Raw genomic sequence first — 19732 nt, forward strand, 5'->3', positions numbered from 1 at the left:
CTCAGGGGTTGAGTTCGATTTATATGATGCTTTTTATATGCATCTTATTATACCCGAACTAGGTGAAATAGTGTCTAGCAGACAAACTGTCGCAGTGTTTCTGCCGAAGATTCCGACAATCATGACTTCTCTTGACGTCTTTCTGCTCTACAAGACGTTTCCTTGGGCTGACCGTATAGGGCCTATCGATCCGGCAAGCTGTCCTTGGGTACCGTCACTTGGGCGGAACCAATACCGGGTCCAGATTTCCCCGGCAGCTGATAGCGAAGATCCACAAAGCGCACGATCCAGCCGTCCACGCTTTCTTCCACTTCCCAATAGGGATAACGCATCCAGTTGACGAAACCGCGGATCGTCGCCGACTCCAGGGCCGCCTGCACGATAGAATCGGGTGCCCCACGCGGCAGCTCAAGGGTTTTTCCATTCGCCTCGACGACCCGGTAGAAAGTGTCATGGACCAGCACGATACGATGCGAGAACGGCTGTCCGGCCAAGGGGTTGGCCTGAACCTCCCGTGGCGTCGCGAAGCGCTCCGCCGCCAGATTTTCCGCCAGCCGCGCCGCGCCATAGGCTGCGCACGCATAGATGACCAGCGCTACCACACCGACGCGCGCCACCAGTCGTCCCAAGTCTCGGGCATGGTTGCGCCAGCGCAGTATCGCAAGCGCCGCCAGCGCGGCGCACCAGAGCAGCTTGCCCTCCAGGGGGACATGGCCGGTGCCCAGCACGAGCAGGCTGGCAAGCATTGCCAGTATCAGCCAGCCGGCCATGGCCCCATGACGCTTCGAGCGGGCCAGAAACACTCCTGCCGCGGTCAACAGCCATACCCACGGATCGATGATGAACAGCGTATCGCCATAGAACCAGCGCCCCTCGAAAGGCATGAGCAGGCGCACGCCGTAGGTATTCAGCCAGTCCAGCAGCGGATGCGTCCATACCGCCAGAAAACTGAGCCCAAGCACCACGCCCGGGCGAAACGGCGGCGCTTCGGGATTCGAGGATCGACGCCAGCGATGCCAGAGCCAGATGGCGCAGGCCAATAGCAGCGGCAATACGATAAGCGCGAGGATGCCGTGGCTCCAGCCGCGGCGAAAATACAACGAGGCGTCTTCCCCCCACAGGTGCGCGATCACATCGATATCCGGCAGGTTGGCGCCGATCAGCAGGGTTGGAGTAGCGTAGCGAGTCAAACGCTTGAGACCGGTCTCCGCCAGAACCGCGCCAACGAGGGTATGTGCGACTGGATCCATGGATATCCTTGCAGATGGAATAAAAGGCTTGGCGAACCACCGGTTGCACAACATGAATAATCACGGTGTCGATGATCGAACCTTGGCATTTTTCAGCTTCAGTTATTACCGGGTGAGCCAAATAACGGTATTATTCGGCTCATGGAGTGAGCCGAATAGACTGCCTAATCGGCCCAAATCATAAGGTATCAATAAACGGCGATGACAACCTGGATCTGGCAACAACCGGACTGGCCGCGCTTCACCTGGCAATCAAGCGAGGTACAACCGCACCTTCAGACTTGCTGGCGAAACCTGGGCATTCTGTTGGGGCGTGCGGGGGTCTTTGCCGGCAATACCGAGGAGAGCGAAACAGCCGCTGCCTTGGATGCCTTGTTGCAGAATATCCTTACTTCATCCGCTATCGAGGGGGAACGGCTCAACGTGGCTTCGGTTCGCTCATCTCTGGCACGGCGCCTCGGGATAGAGGAAGAAAAGGCCTCCTCGTCACCCCGCTCGGAAGGTCTGGCGGATCTGATGTTCGATGCCGTGGGGCAACCGGATACGCCTCTGACGCCCGAGCGACTTTTCCAGTGGCATCGCTGGCTGTTTCCCGAAACCGAGGCCTCTCTTGTGACGTTGCGTCTCGGCGAGTGGCGAGGCGTAGAGCCAATGCAGGTCGTTTCTGGGCGGATCGATCGTCCGAACGTGCATTTCGAAGCGCCACCGCGTAATCGACTGGAAGCGGAGATGGACGCCTTCCTTCAATGGTTCGAGTCCAGCCGCCAGGATCGAGCATTGGATCCGCTGTTGCGCGCCGGTCTGGCGCACTTCTGGTTCGTCACGCTTCATCCCTTCGAAGACGGTAACGGCCGAATTGCACGAGCTATCGCCGATCGAGCACTGGCTCAAGCGGATCGACATAGCATTCGCCTTTATGCCATGTCCTCTGCCATTCTCGCGCAGCGAAAGGACTACTATCATCGTCTCGAGGCCAGTCAGAAAGGCACTCTCGACGTCACCGACTGGCTGGTGTGGTTCCTGAAAACTCTAAATGTTACGCTCAAGAACGCCTTGGATCACATCGAGCGCACGTTGAACAAGGCACGCTTCTGGCAGCGATTCGGAGACGCCGATCTACGACCGGAACAGGTCAAGGTACTCAATCGTTTACTGGACGGCGGCGAACGCGGTTTCGAGCAGGGTATCAGCGCGTCTCAGTACCAGAAGGTCGCCAAGGTAAGCAAGGCAACCGCCACTCGACACCTGGCGAATCTGCTGGAGCAAGGCTGCATCGTGAAGCTGCCTGGCGGCGGTCGAAGTACGCGGTATCAGGTAGCCAAACGGTCGTTGGTCGATTAGGTACCATCTCTCCCCACCGCCAGTCGCTTTCAGCTTTACATCAGCTTATCCAAGGTGATCGGCAGATCCCGCGCGCGCTTGCCGGTGGCGTGATGGATCGCGTTGCCGATGGCGGCGGCGATGCCGGTCAGGCCGATCTCCCCTATCCCGCGGGCACCGAACTCGTTGAAGGCGTAGTCCGGGTTGTCGAGCAGTTCCACGTCAATATCTGGCATGTCCGCATGACAAGGCACGATGTAGTCCGCGTAGTTGTTGTTGATCAGTCGCGCGTCTCGCGGATCGTAGTCGAGCTTTTCGGTCAGGGCCATGCCGATGCCCATGACGATGCTGCCCTCGACCTGGTTGCGCGCCGCGGAGGGGTTGATCGCCCGACCGATATCGATACTGCTGACTACCCGCGCTACTCGGATACGCGAGATACCCGGGTCCCAGCGCATTTCGACGAAATGCGCGCCGAAGGAACGAAAGCTGTACTGCCCTTTTTCATCTCCCGGTGCGGCCTGGCCTTCACCATTGACGCTGCCGAGCTTCTGCCCGTCTAGAACCTCGCCAAAGCTGACCCGCTTGCCTTGCTTGTCCATCAGGGCCCCGCCTTCGACCTCGAGGCTTTCCGGATCGCTGCCTTCAAACGCGCCCCCTTCGCCGATGGCGACTTCCTTCAAGGCATCGAAGGCATCGCGCAGCGCCGCGGCTACCGCGGGCAAGGCAGTGGCGGTCACCATGGAACCACCGGAGAGCGGTCCTGCTGGCAAGCTGGATTCTCCCAGACGTACCTCGATGTCCTTGAGGGGCACGCCGGAGAGCTCCGCCACGGTCTGCGCCACGACGGTATAGGTGCCGGTGCCGATATCCTGGGTGCCGCAGGCGGCCAGCACGCTGCCGTCCGCTCGCAGTTCGACCCGGGCGCTACAGGGCATGCGCATGGCGGGCCAGGAACTGGTCGCCATGCCCCAGCCGAGGATCTCGTCCCCATCGCGCATGGCCCCCGGGGTGGGGTCGCGCTTTTCCCAGCCGAAGCGTTTGGCAGCGCTGGCATAGCAGTCGTCCAGATGCTTGCTGGACCAGGGCAGTCCACTTGCCGGATCCTTTTCCGCATGGTTACGCCGACGCAGCTCGAGCGGGTCCATGTCCAGAGCGATGGCCAGCTCGTCCATGGCGGTTTCCAGGGCGTAAATACCCGAGGTCTCTCCCGGCCCGCGCATGGGGCATGGAGTGCCATGATTCACCTCCAGCAGGCGCTGACTGATCGCCACGTTGTCGCAGGCGTACAGGCTCGGGGTCGCCGTGCCAACAGAATCCATATAGCGATGAACGAAAGAGGTTTCCGTGGTGCTGTCGTGACGGATCGACAGCAGCTTGCCGTCACGCGCCGCAGCCAAGCGCAGCCGCTGACGGGATGCCGGGCGGTTGCCACCGCTTTCCATGTCCTGCTGGCGCGGCAGGATGGTCTTGACCGGCCGTTTCAGCATCTGGGCGGCACCGGCGGTGGCCACCGCGTGGGGCCACATGAACAGCTTGTTGCCAAAGCCCGAGCCGATGTAGTGGGAGATCACCTCGACGCTCTCGTCAGGCAGGCCGAAGATGCGCGCCATGGCCTTGTGCTGATAGACGACCCCCTGGCTCGATTCATGCACGATCAGCCGCTCGTCTCGCCACTCGGCGAGCGTTGCGTGCATCTCCATCTGCATATGGCTTTCGGCGGCGATATGGTAGGTGTGATCGACCCTGACCGGCGCCTTGTCGAAAGCGTTGTCAGGATCGCCACGAGAGACGCCTTGGGATTCGAGTAAATCGCCTTCCTGGTCCGTGTCGAGCAGGCTCGCCCTTGCCCCTTCCTCCTGTCGATAGTCCGCCCGCACTGCGTAAGCCGCGGCCCGAGCCTGCTCGAAGGTTTCCGCCACCACCAGGGCGATATATTGACCGTCGTAGTAGATGCGTTCGTCCTCGAAGGGCAAGCGCACTTCGCTGACCTGATCCTGATGCGCCGAACTGCTGGGGGATCGATACAGGGCGGGAAAATGCCCGTGGTGGAAGATATCCACGACCCCGGGCATGGCTCGCGCGGTGTCCAGATGCAGCGTTTCCAGCACGCCATGAGCGATGCTCGCCGGCACCGGATAGCCATAAAGCATATCCTGTGCCCGCCAGTCGACGGTGTAGTCGGCTTGGCCCGTCAACTTGAACTCGCCGTCCACTCGGGGGGTGCGATGACCGATGACCTTCGTATCCATGCTGGAAATCCTTTAGCTATCCGTTGCTGCCTGGGTGGCTTTTTCGAAAGCGCGCACAATGGCCTGGCGCGCAAGCGGCACCTTGAAGGCGTTGTGTTGACGAGGAAGCGCATCCGAAAGCGCGATCTCCGCCGCCTTGGCAAAGCTTTCGGTTTCGGCGGGCCAGCTCTTGAGCACCTGTTCCGCCTCGATGGCACGCCAGGGCTTGGTGGCGACGCCGCCCAGGGCGAGCCGCGCATCGCGAATCACGCCATCCTCGACAACCACCATCGCCGCCGCGGAGGCCAGGGCAAATTCATAGGAAGCCCGATCCCGCAGCTTGAGGTAGTGAGCACCGCCGCCTTCGATCGGCGCGTCCAGAGTGACATGCGTGATCAACTCACCAGGCTCGAGCTCGTGTTCGAGATCCGGCCGATCCCCGGGCAGCCGGTGAAAGTCCTCGAACGCAATATCGCGAGTGTCATCGAGACCTTCGAGGGTCAAAGTCGCCCCCAGGGCCGCCAGGGCCACGCACATGTCCGAGGGATGAGTGGCGATGCAGTGCTCGCTGGTACCCAGCAGCGCGTGCATGCGATTGATCCCTTCGAAGGCGTCGCAGCCGCTGCCGGGCTCACGCTTGTTGCAGGCCGCTGCAACGTCGCGAAAATAGGGGCAGCGGGTGCGCTGCATGATATTGCCGGCGGTGGAGGCCATATTGCGAAGCTGCGTCGAGGCGCCGGCCAGAATCGCCTGGGAAAGCAGCGGATAGCGCGCGGTCACCAGCGGGTGGTGGGCGAGATCGGTATTGCTGACCAGGGCGCCGATGCGCAGTCGACCGTCGTCGAGTTCTTCGACCTCTCGCAGCGGCAGGCGGTTGACGTCGATGATTCGGCTCGGTCGCATCACGTCGAGCTTGACCAGATCGATCAGGGTGGTACCGCCGGCGATATAGGACGATTCCGACTCATCGTCCTGCGATCCGGCGACCGCTTGATCGATGCTCTCGGCAGAAGAAAAGGCAAAGGTTCTCATAAGGAATCGCCCTCTGCCTGCACCTGCCCTCGCGCCGACTGAATGGCGGCAAGAATGTTCTTGTAGGCGCCGCAGCGGCAGATATTGCCGCTCATCGCCTCCCGCACCGCCGCATCGCTGGTGCCGATATGCGCGTCTTCGAGCAGCGCCGAGGCGGACATCATCTGGCCCGGGGTGCAGAAACCGCACTGGTAGGCGTCCTGTTCGAGAAAGGCCTGCTGCACCGGATGCAGCCCCGCCTCGCTTGCCAGGCCCTCGATGGTGGTGATTTCACTTCCTTCGCACATCACCGCCAGCTTCAGGCAGGAATTGATCGCCTGGCCGTCCATCCGCACCGTGCAAGCCCCGCACTGGCCATGATCGCAGCCCTTCTTGGTGCCGGTCAGGCCGAGCCGGTCCCGCAGCGCATCCAGCAGCACCACGTTGGGGGGAATCGTCAGCGGGTGCGCCTCGCCGTTGACGGTGAGCGTCACCGATGTTTCGCCGCCTGACGCGACGCTCTGTTGATGATGGTCCTTCATGGTCTTCTCCTCGTCATTGCCAGGCGATCCGCGGCACGCACGGTTCGTTCCACGTATCGTTCATCAAACTTAGGAGAACATCGATAATGAAACAATACCCGCTTTTACGGTGACCCGAACCTGGCCAGCGACGACAGCAACGAAATCGGCGCCGGAGACGGCGCCGATATCAACAATCCCTGCAAGCTTTACATTCAGTGGCTCGTACCTTCCTCATAGCGGGTCTTGTTCCAGACGTTGTACTTGCCGGAGGGCTTGTCCATGGGAATGCGCTCGAGCTCTTCCAGGGTCTTGGCGTCGTAGACGATCACCGCGCCGTCCCGATCCCAGATGCTCAGCAGCAGCTTCTCGCCGCGCCGGTCGAATTCCACGTGAGCAGCGGTCTTGCCCGGGGCGGGCGCGAGCGTCTTGACGATCTCGAGACTCTGCTTGTCGATCACGTGCACCTTTTCGCTGTTGGGACCGAAGAACACGTCTACCCAGGCGTAGGGAGAATTCTCGTGGCTTCGCATGAAGAAGCCCGGGCCTTGAGTCTCGATATTCTTGACCAGGGACCAGTCCTGCATGTCGAACACGGACACCAGGCCCTTGTTGAGGTGGGGAATCGCCATCACTCGGCGACCGTCGAGCATCCAGGTCACCCCGGCACCCAGGTGCGGCATGCCTTCCAAGGGGAGATCGGCGATCTTCTCGCCGCTGTCGAGATCGATCACCCGGGCGCCCTGCCCCCCTCGAGCGGCGCCCACCAGATAGCGATATTCAGGGCCGAAAAAGAAGTCGTCGAGATAGTCCTCCACGGCAATGCGCCGCAGGTCGAAGTTGCCGGTGTCGTGGCTGCGCAGCGCCTCGATGGGTTCCTTCATGTGCCCGGTGGAGACCACCGGCGAGGTAGCCATCGGCCAGGGAATCTCCCAAACTTCCTTGATGTCCTTCAAGGCGGCGATGAAGCTGCCTCGCGGCGGTGCGGCGTAGACGGCGCTGACTCGAGAGCTCTCGCCGTTTTCGCCCACCGCCGGATAGACTTTCATCGGGTCCAGATTGTGAGCGTCGAACAGCACCAGGCTGTGGGGCAGATAGTTGGCGGCCATCACGTAGCGGCCATCGCCGGAAACAGCGATATTGCGCATGTTGATGCCGGCACGCACTTCCGCGACCATCTCCTGGTTGTAGATGTCGTACTTGCTGATCCAGCCGTCCCGGGAGCCGAAGAACACGAAGCGTCCGTCCGGCGTGTACTTGGGACCGCCGTGCAGGGCGTAACGGCTCGGGAAGCGATCGATGCGCTCGAAGCTGTCGCCGTCCAGCAGGCTGACGTGGTGATCGCCGGTTTCCACCACCAGAAACAGGTTCAATGGGTCCGCGTCGAAATTCGGCTCGTCCGGCAGGCTGCCATAGGGATGCATCACCTCATGGCTTTGCTTGATATCCGCCAGGGTCCAGGTGGGCTTTGATTCCGGCGGCGTATAGATCCACTCCGCCAGGGCCTGGCTCTCCTCCTCCGTCAGCTCGCTCGCGAAACCCGTCATCTGGGTCGCCGGGCGGCCTTCGCGAATCACCTTCAGGGCTTCGTCCTGCTTCAGTCGCGACAGGTTGCCCGGCAGCAGCGCCGGGCCCATGCCTCCCAGACGATCAATGCCATGACAGCTGGCGCAGTGGGCCTGATAAAGCTTCTGTACATCCGCCGTTTTCTCATCTGCCTGCAGCGGCGATACCGCCAGCAGCGTACTTGACACCAAAAAGACTGCCGCACTTCCGGCAAACCAAGGTTTCACCATGCCACCGCCTCGACCAGCTGATGAGTTTCCGCGCTGACATCCCGAGGGCGGGCGACGGCCAGGGTTTCAGCCAGCCTCACCACCTCGCCGACCACGATAAGTGTCGGTGGCTTGAGTTCTTCCCGCTCGATGGTGGCTACCAGGTCGCTCAGGGTGGTCGACACCTGACGCTGCTCCGCGGTGGTGCCCCGCTCCACCAGGGCCACTGGATGCGACCCGGGGAGACCGCGCCCAGTCAATTCACGGCTGATCAGCGCGGCATTGGCCAGTCCCATGTAGAACACGATGGTCTGATGCGGCGCCGCCAGGGCCTCCCAGTTGAGTTCCAGGCAGTTGTCGCTCTTGCAGTGGCCGGTGACGAAGGTCACGCTCTGGGCGTGATCGCGATGGGTCAGCGGAAAGCCCGCGTAGGTGGAGCAGCCGGACGCCGAGGTAATACCCGGCACCACGCGAAAGGTCACGCCGTGCTCGATCAGGTATTCCGCCTCTTCGCCGCCACGACCGAAGATGAACGGATCGCCGCCTTTCAGGCGCACCACTCGCTTGCCCTGGCGCGAGAGCTCCACCATCAGCTCATTGGTCTGGGTCTGGGTCAAGGCGTGGCAGCGAGATGCCTTGCCCACGTAGTAGGTATCGGCATTCTCCGGTGCCATGTCCAGAATGTCCTGAGAGACCAGCCGATCGAACACCAGGCATTCCGCCTGCTGCAGAAGCGACAGGGCGCGCAGGGTGAGAAGCCCGGGATCGCCGGGGCCGGCACCGACAATGGCAACCTCGCCCCCTGCCAGAGGAGCCTCGGAGAGCCGATAACAGAAACGTCGCGTTTGAACGGTCATGGTAGATATCTCCCGCAGCTCACGGTCAGGTTTTTTTATGAGCGCCAGGCTCGTCATCAAAGTTCGACGGCCCGGATGGTACTCAAGGGCGCGTCCGCCGGCGCATGGATGCGCCGCTCGCCCTCGGCGACGCCGATTTCCTCGTTGGTCAGGTAGCAGCCCGGATCCTCTTCCCAGGGATCACCGCTGACTTTCCAGGCACGCACCCGGGTATTGCCGTTGCAGATCGCCAGATAGCGGCATTCGGCGCAGCGCCCCTTGACCGGGCGCGGGTGCTGCCGCATGCCCAGCATCAAGGGATCCTGGGTATCCCGCCAGATCCGCGAGAACGGCAGTTCGCGCACGTTGCCCAGATGATGGTCCCACCAGAAGGTATCCGGATGGACGTTGCCCAGATTGTCGATGTTGGCGATGTTCTCCCCGGAGGCGTTGCCGCCCCACTGCCCCAGACGCTGGCGCAGGGTGTCCGCCTGATCCGGGAAGCGCTCACGCGCCCACTGCAGCAGGAAAGCCCCGTCCGCATCGTTGTTGCCGGTGACGTACTCCCGCTCGACGCCCCGTTCCAGCTCGCTCAGGCAATGATCGAACAGGTAGGTCATGGCATCCCGGGTCATGCGGTACCAGGCATCCTGCTTGCGATGGCGATGGCCACGTCCACCGTAGTTGAGATGAGAGAGGTAGAACTTGTCCACGTCGTGCTCGTCGAGCATGGCGAGGATCTGCGGCAGTTCATCAAAGTTATGCTGAGTCAGGGTGGTACGCAGTCCGACCTTGATGCCGTGGGCCTTGCACAGCGCCACCGCGTGCATGGACTCGCGAAAGGCGCCCTGGCGCTGGCGGAAAAGATCATGGGTGGCCTCGAGGCCGTCGATGCTGATGCCCACGTAGTCGTAGCCGACGTCGGCGATCTCGCCGATATTGTCTTCATCGATCAGAGTGCCGTTGGTGGAAAGCCCGGCGTAGATGCCCAGCTCCCGCGCCCGCCGGGACAGCTCGAAGATATCCGGGCGCATCAGGGGCTCGCCGCCGGAGAGAATCAGCGCCGGCACGCGAAAGCCCTTGAGATCCTCGAGCACCGCCAAGGCTTCCTCGGTAGACAGTTCGCCCTTGAAATCGATATCCGCGGAGGTGGTGTAACAGTGCTTGCAGGTCAGGTTGCAGCGCCGGATCAGGTTCCAGATCACCACTGGACCCGGCGGCTTGCGGGCCGGCCCCAGGGGAGTCGGCTCCAGCAGTGTCTTGATATAGCGGGTGACGCGAAACATGGCGGTCTCCTCGTCTAGTGTCTAGTCAGGTGCGGCCGGTCAGGTGCGGCTTGTCGTTTTTTTGGCCAGGCGCAGCCCGGTCTTCTTGAGAATGCGCGTGCTGTAGAGAATTCGATGATCCCGGCAGGCGTTTCCCAGCGTTTCAGCTATTTCTTCCGCCTGGCGCTCGACTTCCACTCGAGAGCGACCGTGCAGCATGGCGAACAGATTGTAGGGCCAGTCCGGCAGGTGGCGCGGGCGTCGATAGCAGTGGCTGACCCCGGGATGGCGAGCCACTTCGCGGCCCAGCCGATCGATTTCCTCATCGCTTACGTCCCACACGGTCATGCCGTTGGCGACGTAGCCCAGGCGGTAGTGATTGGGCACCGCGGCGATCCGTCGAATTACCCCATGTTCTTGCATGAGCGCCATGCGCCGGCGAACTTCCTCGCCGCTCAGATCCACCTGTTCACCCACCGCCGCCCAAGGGTCGGAGACCAGCGGCAGTCCCGCCTGGGTCGCCAGAATGATGGCCCGGTCGATGTCGTCGATCGGCGCTGTCAGCGAGGCCTCAGACCGGCAGATGGAGTCGGACATGGAATTCTTCCTGCTTGGGCATATTGTAGACCGGGTAGCCGGTGGCGGCTTCGATCGCCGCGATGGTCTCCTCGATACGCTCGGGGGTTTCCGTGGCCAGCACGAACCACATGTTCAGCCGGTGCTCGCGGCGATAATTATGGGCGACTTCCGCAAAGGCGTTGACCTGCTCGACTATCGCATCGAAGCGCTCCTCGGGTATTGCCATGGCGGCAAGGGTGAGGCCGCCGCCCAGGCGCTCCGCATGATACATGGGGCCGAAGCGGCTGAGTACACCGCTTTCCTTCAGCGCTTCCAGCCGTTCCAGCAGCGTCGCCTCGCTGATATCGAGTTCCTCCGCCGCTACGGCGAAAGGCCGTTCGACGATGGGCAGTCCATCCTGCAAGCGATTGAGAATGTGCCGATCCACGTCGGTCAGCACAGCTGCGCGGCTGTCGGCGGTATCGAGCATTCAGGCCTCCTTCACCGACTGATCCGCCAAGTAGCGGGCGCCGTGCTGTCGATAGGCGCGGGTGCTGAACAGCACCTGATGGGGAATCTCGCTCAGATTCTGGCGCTGGATCAGCGCTTCGAGTTCCGCCAGTACCCGTTCGCGAGCGGTGCCATGAATCATGCAGAAAAGATTGTAGGGCCATTCGGGCAGCTGTCGCGGGCGACGGTAGCATAGCGTCACCGCCGGCTCCGCCGCCAGTCGCCTGCCAAGCGCCGCAACCTGCGGGTCCGGCACGTCCCAGACCACCATGGCGTTGGCGGTAATGCCCAGAGAGCGATGCTTGACCACCAGCCCCAGACGCTTGATCAGGCCGCTTTGCTGCCAGCCTGCGACCAATGCCATTACTTCCCGCTCGCTCATGGCACACTGTTCACCCAGGGTGCGCCAAGGTTGCGGCGTCAGCGGCAGCCCTTGTTCGAGCAGCTGGCGCAGACGATGCACCTTGGCGCGAGTCGCCATGGAAAGTGCACGCTTGGTACAAGCCGGCGCTGGCTGGACCTGATCCTCGACCAGTAGGTTGGCCTGATTCATGCGGGCACCTCCATTTCGTCCCAGGGAAGCGGAAAGCTCAGGTCGATATGAAAGCCTTCCAGCATGGGCAGGCGCAGCAGCGGTCGTCCCAGCTTGATTTCCAGCACGTCGAGACGCTGCGCCAGCGCCGCCTCGTCCGGAGCGGTCATCACGAACCACAAGTTGTAGTGATGCTCTCGGGCGTAGTTGTGGTTCACTCCCGGCGCCTGGTTGATGAGATCCGCGTATGACTCGCGCTGCTCTTCAGGTACCGATACCGCCGCCAGCAGGCTGGCGCCAGCCTGGACGTGATCGAATACCGGACCCACCCGACTCAGCACGTCCAGTTCCTGCAGGCGTTCGAGCCGCTCGAGCAGTTCGCTTTCCGTCAGACCCAACTCTTCCGCCATGACGGCGTAAGGTCGGGGACAGACCGGCAGGCCGCGCTGGTAGCGATCCAGCAGACGCCGATCCTGGGTATCGAGTCCTTGAGCGAGAGAAGTCATAGGCACATCCCACCTTGGCATATTCAGGGCGGGTCTTGCGACCCGCCCTCTCTGGGTTCGTCCTAGTAGACGTCGTGCTGAGTGTTGTAGACGTTGAACTTGCCGGTCGGGGTGACCAGACGCTCGTCCTTGATCACTTTCTTGAGTTCACGAGTCTTGTCGTCGACAACGACCAGTGCGGACTGCTGCTCCATGCCGTTCCACACGGAGAACCACACCTCGTCACCAGCCTTGTTGTACTCCGGCTGCACCACGCGCTTGGGCCCTTCACCCAGTTCCGCCCATTCGGCGATCGGCAGCACGTCGTAACCAGCGTCCAGGTCATTGATGTCGTAGACCGCCACGCTCTGGCTGATGTCCTCGCCCGGGTTCAGCGGAGTATCCACATAGAGGTTGGTGGATTCCGGATGGGTCTTGATGAACAGCGAACCGCCGCCCTGACCTTCCAGCGTCCTCACCACTTTCCAGGCCTGATCCGTATGGCCTTCGGGATCGGTGCCGATCAGCGAGATGGTATTGTCCCCCAGGTGACTGGTGGCCCAGACCGGACCGAATTCCGGATCCTCGAAGTTGGCGCCACGCCCCGGATGAGGAATCTTGCCGACGTCGACGATGGCCTCGAGGTTACGATCCTTGGAATCCACCACGGCGATCTTGTTGGACTCGTTGGCGGCGGTCATGAAATACCGCATGGAGCTGTCCCAGCCACCGTCGTGCAGGAAGCGCGCCGCCTCGATCTCGACAATGTTCATGTCGTCCAGGTCTTCGTAGTTGACCAGTTGGATCTTGCCGGTTTCCTTGATGTTGACGATGAATTCCGGGTTTTCATGAGAGGCGACGATGGCTGCCACTCGCGGCTCCGGATGATAGACCTGCTCGTCCACGGTCATGCCGCGGGTGGAGCGAATCTTCAGCGGCTCCAGGGTCTCGCCGTCCATGATCACGTACTGGGGCGGCCAGTAGGCGCCGGCGATGGCGTATTTGTCTTCAAACCCCTTGTACTTGGAGGTTTCCACGGAGCGCGCCTCGAGGCCGATCTTGATCTTGGCCACGGTGGTGGGCTCTTCCATCCACAGGTCGATCATGTCGATGACCGCGTCGCGGCCGATCACGAACAGATAGCGCCCGGAAGCGGACATGCGCGAGATATGCACCGCGTAGCCAGTATCCAGCACCTTGACGATTTCCTTGCTGTCGCCGTCGATCAGGGCGATCTGCCCGGCATCGCGCAGGGTCACGGAGAACAGATTCTCGAGCTCGAGATCGTTCATCTGCTCCGTGGGCCGCTCTTCCGGCGGCACCATGACTTCCCAGGACTCCTTCATCTTGTCCATGCCGAACTCCGGCGGCACCGGCGGCTCGTGCATGATGTACTTGGCCATCATCTCGACTTCTTCCTCGGACAAGTCACCCGAAGTACCCCAGTTGGGCATGCCGGCGGGTGAGCCGAAATTGATGAAGGTCTTCAAGTACTCGATGCCGCGATCCTGAGTGATGTCGGTGGTCAGCGGCTTGCCGGTGGCCCCCTTGCGCAGCACGCCGTGGCAGCCGGCGCAGCGCTGGAAGTAGATTTCCGTGGCCTTGTCGAACTCTTCTTGGCTCATGTCCGGCGCCCCCGCGGAGGTCACCATCTTCATCTTTTCCGCCGCCATGGGAGAGCCACCGGCGCCTTTGTATTTCTGTGTCGCCGGGTCACCCTTGTGTTCCTGCTTCGCGTCCTGCTTGGCCTTCTGTTCGACATCGTCCTGCGCGATTGCGAAGCCACCGGCGCCGAGCATGGCGGCGGCGATCGCCACGCCGAGCGGTTTGAGATACCAACCTGTCTTGTTCATCGTCCTCTCCTCGGGTTCCTCGAAAGCTGTCTGCTTCGAAGCTAGCCATTACAAACGTTGCATGTCGTCGGAAGATAACTTTTTTAGTTATTTAATAGTTGTAGCAAAATATTCTAAGCTAGCTACTAATTCGAAAGTATCGATTCAGCTGCCGAACGGTACGCAGCATGAGCCAAATAAAGCACATATCATTTGCATCTTTAGCTTCGTGCTGCATCTATAGTTTCATGCATCAGCCTGATTCATGAAACGATTGCCTGGAAATGGTCGCCTAGCGCCTTTGCCAATTTGTTGCAGCATGGCAGCATGCAAAATCTCTGTTATTGACAGGGGTCAAGGTTTATTGGGTTAACCGCTGTAACACTAGCAGCACATCGCGCGAATGCCAGCCGATGAATTTACGACTTTCGGAGCCTGAACATGGGGTCTCGTCCCGGTAAGCGCCACGGCTATTTAATTATATTGCTACTTATTTTCACGCTATTTACAACACCCTTTGCGTCGGCGGAACCTGCATCCGAGCGCCAGAAGGAACTCGAAACATTGCTTTATCAGGATTGCGGTTCCTGCCATGGCATGACCCTGCGCGGCGGGCTAGGGCCGTCCTTGCTGCCGGAAGCCTTGGCGCGTTACAACCTCGACGCCATTACCGGCATCATCCTGCACGGCGTTCCCGGCACGGCCATGCCGCCCTGGTCCGACCTGCTCACCGAAGACGACGCCGCCTGGCTGGCGGATCATCTGCTGTCGGTCAAACCCGCCTCTCCATGACGCAAGGACATTATACATGTGGAAATTCAAACCCTTACTGATCGCGGTTGCCATGACGCTACTCGCGAGCCCTCAAGCGCCGACGCTCGCCAGCGAATTGACGCTTGCCACCAAGGGTCCGGCGGATGTGCTGCGCGGCACCGGCGATCTCGGCGTGGTAGTGGAGCGCGCCACCGGCAGCCTGGCCTTGGTCAATACCAGCGACCGGGAAATCATCAATCATATCGAAGGGCTTGGAGATCTTTCCCACGCCTCGGTGAAATTTTCCCGGGATGAACGCTACGCGTTCGTCTTCGGCCGCGACGGCGGCTTGACCAAAGTCGATCTGCTTACCGGTCGCATCACGCAGCGGATCATTCAGTCCGGTAACAGTATTGGCGGCGCCATTTCGCAGGATGGCCGCTATATCGCGGTGGCCAATTACGAACCCGGTGGCGTCAAGATATTCTCCAGCGACGACCTGACGCTGGTCGCGGATATTCCCACCACCTACGAAGACAAGAATGGCGAAACGCAGCGTTCAAAGACCGTGGGACTGGTAGACGTTCCGGGTAACGATTTCGTGGTCAGTCTATTCGATGCCGGAGAGATATGGACCCTGGATATGACCGGGAAGAAGCCGGGAATCGAGCGTTATCGTGATATCGGCGAGAAACCCTATGATGCCCTGATCAGCCCCAATGGACGCTATTACATCGCCGGTCTGTTCGGCGAGGACGGGCTTGCAAAGCTTGATTTATGGCATCCGGAAAAAGGAGTCGAACGCATCCTGCCGGACTACGGACGCGGCGAGAAACGTCTGCCGGTGTACAAGATGCCGCACCTGGAAGGCTGGGCCATTGCCGGCGATCACGCCTATTTTCCCGCGGTGGGCCGTCACGAAGTGCTGATGGCGAATACCGCCGACTGGTCGCTGGAAAAACGCATTCCCGTCCACGGCCAGCCGGTATTCGTGATGAGTCGACCGGACGAGCGTCAGATATGGGTCAACTTCGCCCATCCGGATAACGACGTGGTGCAGGTGATCGATACCCGGAGCGGCGAGATCGTCAAGACGCTGGAACCGGGCAAATCCGTGCTGCACATGGAGTTCACCCCTCGCGGCGAGCAGGTATGGATATCCGCCCGGGACAGCGACCATATCAAGGTCTACGACACCGAAACCTTCGAGGAACTGGCCACCCTGCCGGCGGAGTCGCCCAGCGGCATCTTCTTCACCGACCGGGCGCACAAGATCGGGTTGTAACATACCAGTCGACGACGGCTTGACGCTTATCGATGGGTTCAAGCCGTTGTCTTCATCTCGCTCCTGCCGTTTCGGTTTCAGATAACAACTGGTTCCCGATATTCAATGAGCGAGTGGTAAAAAAGCACTCTTCTACTTTTTTATCTTTCCTGCTCGAGCACCTTAAAGATGCCCGGATCGTCTTGCGGTCATGCGCGATAATGTGTCGTCATGCATGACGAAGTGATGATACAGCGCTGCTCCCAGGTGACCGAGCACCAGGGCAACGAACAACCAGGAAATCTGGGCGTGCCATTCGCCCAGCGCGATGGCCCAGGGAATCTCCCTCTCGCTTTCGGCAACAAGCTGGATGCCGAAGAATCCAAGGCCGTGACCTCCTCCCACCATGAGCAGAATGCCCGTCACCGGCATCAGTACCATGCACACATAAAGCAGAAAATGCCCGCCTTTCGCCATCAGCTGCATGGCGTGGCGACCGTGCAGTTCCGGGCGGCGCTCCCGCTGTCCTAGCATCCAGAGGATCCGCAGCGATACCAGGATGAGCAGCAGCAGACCGATGTCGGTGTGCCAGGGCACGATAGTGTTGCCGATCCAGTGCTCTCCATCGTTGATATAACCACCAAGTGCCATGAACTGGAGAATGATGAGAAGCGCCATTGTCCAGTGAAATAAAAGACTGACAGCGCCGTAGCGCCTGGGGGTATCGTGAAAAGCCATTGGTTTCTCCTATTCCAAATAGCATTGCCTAACGCCGCTTGTAGCCAGTGAACATGGCGCGGATCAGGTTCTCTCGGTGATGAATACTTTCGTAGATCGCCGCGCCGACGTGCAGAGCGATCGCCACGAGGGTGACGTCCACCGATATTTCATGTATCTCCTCGATTGTCTTGCTGCCCCAACCCCAGTCGGTGGTCAGCAGCCAGCCGCTGACGCCGATGACGCCGACCGCAACGAGCAGGAAAAGAATCATGATCGCCGCCGCGGGGTTGTGGCCGAGATAGCGCGGCTCCTTGCCTCTGATCATCTGACGCACATAATCTATAAACCGCCTGGGGCCCGTCACGAAGTCGCTGAAACGCGCATGACGACTGCCGACGAAGCCCCAGATCAGACGAAAGACCACCAGCCCCAGGGCGACATAGCCGGCCCACTCGTGGATATCGCGACTGCTGTCCGGGGTGAAGTAGGCGACGGCGAATGCCGTCACCAGACTCCAATGGAAGAGGCGCACCGCCGGGTCCCAGACCTTGACCCGATCAACCCGGGCCACAGTGCTAGCTTCCCCGGTATCAGTCATTGCGATGCTCCTCCACGACCTCGCCGTTGACCGGATTGAAGTAGATCTCGACCTTCACGCCGTCCTTGTCCTCTCCATAGATTTCGTAGCAGTTGGTGTCAGTGACGACGAATCGATCGATCTGGTAACCCTGGTCTTTAAGCTGCTGTTGCATGGCGTCCTCGCCCATCCATTCGGATTCCGGCGCATCGGTGCATTGAGGGGCGGCAACGGCAACACCGGCAAACGCCAGGGCGGCAGCGGCAATCAGTGCATGACGAACTTTCATGGTAACTCTCCTTTTCATGATCTTTATCGCGTGTGGCGAGTACATGCCGAATCGGCATGTCGTCATGATGGCAAGTCAACCTGACAGCGGGCTTAAAAAGAAAGGTTTTTTAGCGAAGAGCTTCAAGGAAAAAGACGCAGCAGGAAATATCCCCACGAAGTCCGCGGGGATACAAGAACCTAAGGAATTATTGAACGATCTCGATATTGGTTATCAACTCCTTCTCGCTGATCAAGGAGCTGGTGATCAGACAATTCCGTTCCGCCTTTTCGAGGCAGCGCTCCGCCTTGTCGCGATCATCATCGCTTGTGAGGGTCAAACCTGGCTTGATGATAAAACGTGTGAAGCGCGTGACCTTGCCGTCCTTGTCCAGAATTCCTTCAACATCGCAGCTCAGGCTTTTCCATTCGAGCTTCGAAGCTCGCGCCACGGCACGAAACGTGAGAATGAAGCAGTTGGCGACAGAAGCCACCAGCAGGGTTTCCGGCGACCAATATCCTGGAGGACCATTGAATTCTGGCGGCGGATTTGTCTCCAGCATCGGCAATTCGGCTCCGCTGACCGAAACGCTTCCTTCCGGTCTTCCGGCAGCCGATACTTGATAACGATGGGGGTAATCCTGCATTGGTAAACTCCTTTTCCCATAAAATACGGCGTGGCCAGAATATTGCGCCACGCCGTGGTTTGGTTACTGATCGATACCCAGCTCCGGCCGCGGCGTATCCGCCGTGCTCGGCGGCAGAATGGGGTATTCCACCCGAGGTTGCTCGCCGGTCAGGCTATGCAGGAACGTGGTGATCGACTCCACCTCTTCCTCGTTCAATTCGGCCCCGAGTTGCGCCACCCCCATTACCGCTACGGCCTGTTTCAAATCCCAGGCCTTGCCGCTATGAAAGTACGGCGGCGTCAGTGCGATGTTGCGTAGACTCGGCACCTTGAAGACGTATTCATCCGAGGCAGTTTGCGTCACTTCGAAACGCCCCTTGTCTTCCTCGGGCAAGAAGTCGGCGCCGGGCTGTTCCACCACGCCGAAGGGCTGGTACTGATTGCCTCCAAGGTTGACACCGTTATGGCAGGCGGCGCAGCCCTTGTCGACGAACAGCTCGAGTCCGGTCTTCTGCTGATCGCTCAAGGCATCGGCGTCCCCTTTCAAATATTGATCGAAAGGCGCGTTGGGGGTGATCAGCGTCGCCTCGAACAGGGCGATGGCGTCCTGCACATTATCGATATTGATAGGATCTTCCGCATCCGGGAAAGCCTCCTCGAAAACCGGCTGATAACCGGGAATACCCTCAAGCATTTCCACCGCATGCTCGTGGGTGGTAGCCATCTCCACCGGGTTGATCAGGGGACCACCGGCCTGCTCCGCAAGATCCTTGGCACGCCCGTCCCAGAACTGGGCGGTATTGAAGACCGCGTTGAGTACCGTGGGCGAGTTGCGTCCGCCCAGCTGCCAGCGGTGCCCTATCGAGGTTTCCAGCATATCGGTGCCGCCGAGCCCCACCAGATGACAGGTGTTGCAGCTGATGGCATGGCTTTTCGATAGCCGAGGCTCGAAGTAGAGCATCTTGCCGAGCTCCACCTTGGCCGGTGAACTGGGATTGCCTTCCATCTCCGGTGGCTGTTCGGGAATCGGCTTGAACAGCGCCTGAGCACGGCTCATCAATTCATCCTCGGCGGCCACGGCCGCCCCCGCCGCTACCACTCCAGCCATCATTAGTAACAGGCTTCGCTTTTGCATGATGATCTCCCTTGTTCACGCGATGAACGACCTTGCGCCCTCATTGACGCATAGCCGCCTTACAGGAAGCTGAACGTCATGACGACAAGTCAATACGCCGAGATGTCGAGACGATGCTCAATATTTCGCACTCATTTTATAACTTAGCTAACTGATCGGCGTTTACCTTGACGCCGGTCAAGGAATGCATGGGTACCTTCTGCCATCTTGATCTGGTGATACCTGAATGTCGGCTGCCATCGGCGGCCTTTCACCTTCAAGG

20 protein-coding genes are annotated in these 19732 nt (G+C 60.3%); 3 read left to right on the top strand and 17 right to left on the bottom strand.

Annotated features, from left to right (window positions below; genetic code table 11):
• Positions 1–182 precede the first annotated feature (182 nt).
• Positions 183–1250, bottom strand: coding sequence for a metal-dependent hydrolase (locus FGL86_RS16625; RefSeq protein ID WP_186764431.1), 1068 nt, complete (start codon positions 1248–1250; stop codon positions 183–185).
• A gap of 201 nt (positions 1251–1451) precedes the next feature.
• Here FGL86_RS16625 and FGL86_RS16630 point away from each other — a divergent pair, with 201 nt between their 5' ends.
• Positions 1452–2591: a Fic family protein gene (locus tag FGL86_RS16630; RefSeq protein ID WP_147185811.1), complete on the top strand. Its 1140-nt coding sequence runs from the start codon at positions 1452–1454 to the stop codon at positions 2589–2591.
• 35 nt (positions 2592–2626) lie between these two features.
• Here the strand turns inward: FGL86_RS16630 and FGL86_RS16635 are convergent, their stop codons facing one another.
• The 11 genes from FGL86_RS16635 to FGL86_RS16685 all read right to left on the bottom strand — a co-directional run bounded on the left by FGL86_RS16635 (position 2627) and on the right by FGL86_RS16685 (position 14093).
• Positions 2627–4822 (bottom strand): xanthine dehydrogenase family protein molybdopterin-binding subunit, encoded by a 2196-nt coding sequence (locus tag FGL86_RS16635; protein WP_147185812.1) that lies wholly within the window; start codon positions 4820–4822, stop codon positions 2627–2629.
• A gap of 12 nt (positions 4823–4834) precedes the next feature.
• Entirely contained in the window at positions 4835–5833 is a 999-nt protein-coding gene (locus FGL86_RS16640; RefSeq protein WP_147185813.1) for an FAD binding domain-containing protein, read from the bottom strand.
• Positions 5830–6354 carry a (2Fe-2S)-binding protein gene (locus FGL86_RS16645; protein ID WP_147185814.1) on the bottom strand — a complete coding sequence of 175 codons (525 nt, stop codon included), beginning with the start codon at positions 6352–6354 and terminating at the stop codon, positions 5830–5832. The genes FGL86_RS16640 and FGL86_RS16645 overlap by 4 nt, the downstream gene beginning before the upstream one ends.
• Before the next feature lie 194 nt (positions 6355–6548).
• Positions 6549–8087, bottom strand: coding sequence for a nitrite reductase (locus FGL86_RS16650; protein ID WP_246131674.1), 1539 nt, complete (start codon positions 8085–8087; stop codon positions 6549–6551).
• 35 nt (positions 8088–8122) lie between these two features.
• Entirely contained in the window at positions 8123–8965 is an 843-nt protein-coding gene (gene cobA / locus FGL86_RS16655; protein ID WP_147185816.1) for a uroporphyrinogen-III C-methyltransferase, read from the bottom strand.
• A gap of 56 nt (positions 8966–9021) precedes the next feature.
• A complete protein-coding gene (gene nirJ, locus FGL86_RS16660; protein ID WP_147185817.1) occupies positions 9022–10230 on the bottom strand; it encodes a heme d1 biosynthesis radical SAM protein NirJ in 1209 nt (402 codons plus the stop codon).
• Between the two features lie 39 nt (positions 10231–10269).
• Positions 10270–10806: a siroheme decarboxylase subunit beta gene (ahbB, locus tag FGL86_RS16665; RefSeq protein ID WP_147185818.1), complete on the bottom strand. Its 537-nt coding sequence runs from the start codon at positions 10804–10806 to the stop codon at positions 10270–10272.
• A complete protein-coding gene (locus tag FGL86_RS16670; protein WP_222433762.1) occupies positions 10781–11257 on the bottom strand; it encodes an Lrp/AsnC family transcriptional regulator in 477 nt (158 codons plus the stop codon). The genes ahbB (FGL86_RS16665) and FGL86_RS16670 overlap by 26 nt, the downstream gene beginning before the upstream one ends.
• Positions 11258–11830: a siroheme decarboxylase subunit beta gene (gene ahbB / locus FGL86_RS16675; RefSeq protein ID WP_222433763.1), complete on the bottom strand. Its 573-nt coding sequence runs from the start codon at positions 11828–11830 to the stop codon at positions 11258–11260.
• A complete protein-coding gene (locus tag FGL86_RS16680) occupies positions 11827–12315 on the bottom strand; it encodes an Lrp/AsnC family transcriptional regulator (protein WP_147185819.1) in 489 nt (162 codons plus the stop codon). Before FGL86_RS16680 ends, ahbB (FGL86_RS16675) begins: the two co-directional genes overlap by 4 nt.
• 62 nt (positions 12316–12377) lie before the next feature.
• Positions 12378–14093, bottom strand: coding sequence for a nitrite reductase (locus tag FGL86_RS16685; RefSeq protein WP_147186261.1), 1716 nt, complete (start codon positions 14091–14093; stop codon positions 12378–12380).
• A 597-nt stretch (positions 14094–14690) separates the two neighbouring features.
• On the opposite strand from FGL86_RS16685, the gene FGL86_RS18225 reads away from it, so the two are divergent.
• Positions 14691–14918 (top strand): c-type cytochrome, encoded by a 228-nt coding sequence (locus FGL86_RS18225; protein WP_246131675.1) that lies wholly within the window; start codon positions 14691–14693, stop codon positions 14916–14918.
• Between the two features lie 16 nt (positions 14919–14934).
• Positions 14935–16164 (top strand): cytochrome D1 domain-containing protein, encoded by a 1230-nt coding sequence (locus FGL86_RS16695; protein ID WP_281288525.1) that lies wholly within the window; start codon positions 14935–14937, stop codon positions 16162–16164.
• A gap of 162 nt (positions 16165–16326) precedes the next feature.
• On the opposite strand, the gene FGL86_RS16700 is transcribed toward FGL86_RS16695, so the two are convergent.
• From FGL86_RS16700 to FGL86_RS16720, 5 genes are all read right to left on the bottom strand, one after another.
• Positions 16327–16881: a cytochrome b gene (locus FGL86_RS16700; RefSeq protein WP_147185821.1), complete on the bottom strand. Its 555-nt coding sequence runs from the start codon at positions 16879–16881 to the stop codon at positions 16327–16329.
• A gap of 28 nt (positions 16882–16909) precedes the next feature.
• Positions 16910–17461 carry a cytochrome b/b6 domain-containing protein gene (locus tag FGL86_RS16705; protein ID WP_147185822.1) on the bottom strand — a complete coding sequence of 184 codons (552 nt, stop codon included), beginning with the start codon at positions 17459–17461 and terminating at the stop codon, positions 16910–16912.
• Positions 17454–17729, bottom strand: coding sequence for a PepSY domain-containing protein (locus tag FGL86_RS16710; RefSeq protein ID WP_147185823.1), 276 nt, complete (start codon positions 17727–17729; stop codon positions 17454–17456). Before FGL86_RS16710 ends, FGL86_RS16705 begins: the two co-directional genes overlap by 8 nt.
• A 187-nt stretch (positions 17730–17916) precedes the next feature.
• A complete protein-coding gene (locus tag FGL86_RS16715) occupies positions 17917–18354 on the bottom strand; it encodes an OsmC family protein (protein WP_147185824.1) in 438 nt (145 codons plus the stop codon).
• A gap of 63 nt (positions 18355–18417) precedes the next feature.
• Entirely contained in the window at positions 18418–19470 is a 1053-nt protein-coding gene (locus FGL86_RS16720; protein WP_147185825.1) for a cytochrome-c peroxidase, read from the bottom strand.
• Between the last annotated feature and the right edge of the window lie 262 nt (positions 19471–19732).

Source organism: Pistricoccus aurantiacus (assembly GCF_007954585.1).
GTDB classification, from domain to species: domain Bacteria; phylum Pseudomonadota; class Gammaproteobacteria; order Pseudomonadales; family Halomonadaceae; genus Pistricoccus; species Pistricoccus aurantiacus.

Excerpts from the sequence above, each read along its gene's own strand:
- FGL86_RS16625 (WP_186764431.1), bottom strand. The coding sequence starts at position 1,250 with ATGGATCCAGTCGCACATACCCTCGTTGGCGCGGTTCTGGCGGAGACC.
- FGL86_RS16630 (WP_147185811.1), top strand. The coding sequence starts at position 1,452 with ATGACAACCTGGATCTGGCAACAACCGGACTGGCCGCGCTTCACCTGG.
- FGL86_RS16635 (WP_147185812.1), bottom strand. The coding sequence starts at position 4,822 with ATGGATACGAAGGTCATCGGTCATCGCACCCCCCGAGTGGACGGCGAG.
- FGL86_RS16640 (WP_147185813.1), bottom strand. The coding sequence starts at position 5,833 with ATGAGAACCTTTGCCTTTTCTTCTGCCGAGAGCATCGATCAAGCGGTC.
- FGL86_RS16645 (WP_147185814.1), bottom strand. The coding sequence starts at position 6,354 with ATGAAGGACCATCATCAACAGAGCGTCGCGTCAGGCGGCGAAACATCG.
- cobA (WP_147185816.1), bottom strand. The coding sequence starts at position 8,965 with ATGACCGTTCAAACGCGACGTTTCTGTTATCGGCTCTCCGAGGCTCCT.
- nirJ (WP_147185817.1), bottom strand. The coding sequence starts at position 10,230 with ATGTTTCGCGTCACCCGCTATATCAAGACACTGCTGGAGCCGACTCCC.
- ahbB (WP_147185818.1), bottom strand. The coding sequence starts at position 10,806 with ATGTCCGACTCCATCTGCCGGTCTGAGGCCTCGCTGACAGCGCCGATC.
- FGL86_RS16670 (WP_222433762.1), bottom strand. The coding sequence starts at position 11,257 with ATGCTCGATACCGCCGACAGCCGCGCAGCTGTGCTGACCGACGTGGAT.
- ahbB (WP_222433763.1), bottom strand. The coding sequence starts at position 11,830 with ATGAATCAGGCCAACCTACTGGTCGAGGATCAGGTCCAGCCAGCGCCG.
- FGL86_RS16680 (WP_147185819.1), bottom strand. The coding sequence starts at position 12,315 with ATGACTTCTCTCGCTCAAGGACTCGATACCCAGGATCGGCGTCTGCTG.
- FGL86_RS16685 (WP_147186261.1), bottom strand. The coding sequence starts at position 14,093 with ATGCTCGGCGCCGGTGGCTTCGCAATCGCGCAGGACGATGTCGAACAG.
- FGL86_RS16695 (WP_281288525.1), top strand. The coding sequence starts at position 14,935 with ATGTGGAAATTCAAACCCTTACTGATCGCGGTTGCCATGACGCTACTC.
- FGL86_RS16700 (WP_147185821.1), bottom strand. The coding sequence starts at position 16,881 with ATGGCTTTTCACGATACCCCCAGGCGCTACGGCGCTGTCAGTCTTTTA.
- FGL86_RS16705 (WP_147185822.1), bottom strand. The coding sequence starts at position 17,461 with ATGACTGATACCGGGGAAGCTAGCACTGTGGCCCGGGTTGATCGGGTC.
- FGL86_RS16710 (WP_147185823.1), bottom strand. The coding sequence starts at position 17,729 with ATGAAAGTTCGTCATGCACTGATTGCCGCTGCCGCCCTGGCGTTTGCC.
- FGL86_RS16715 (WP_147185824.1), bottom strand. The coding sequence starts at position 18,354 with ATGCAGGATTACCCCCATCGTTATCAAGTATCGGCTGCCGGAAGACCG.
- FGL86_RS16720 (WP_147185825.1), bottom strand. The coding sequence starts at position 19,470 with ATGCAAAAGCGAAGCCTGTTACTAATGATGGCTGGAGTGGTAGCGGCG.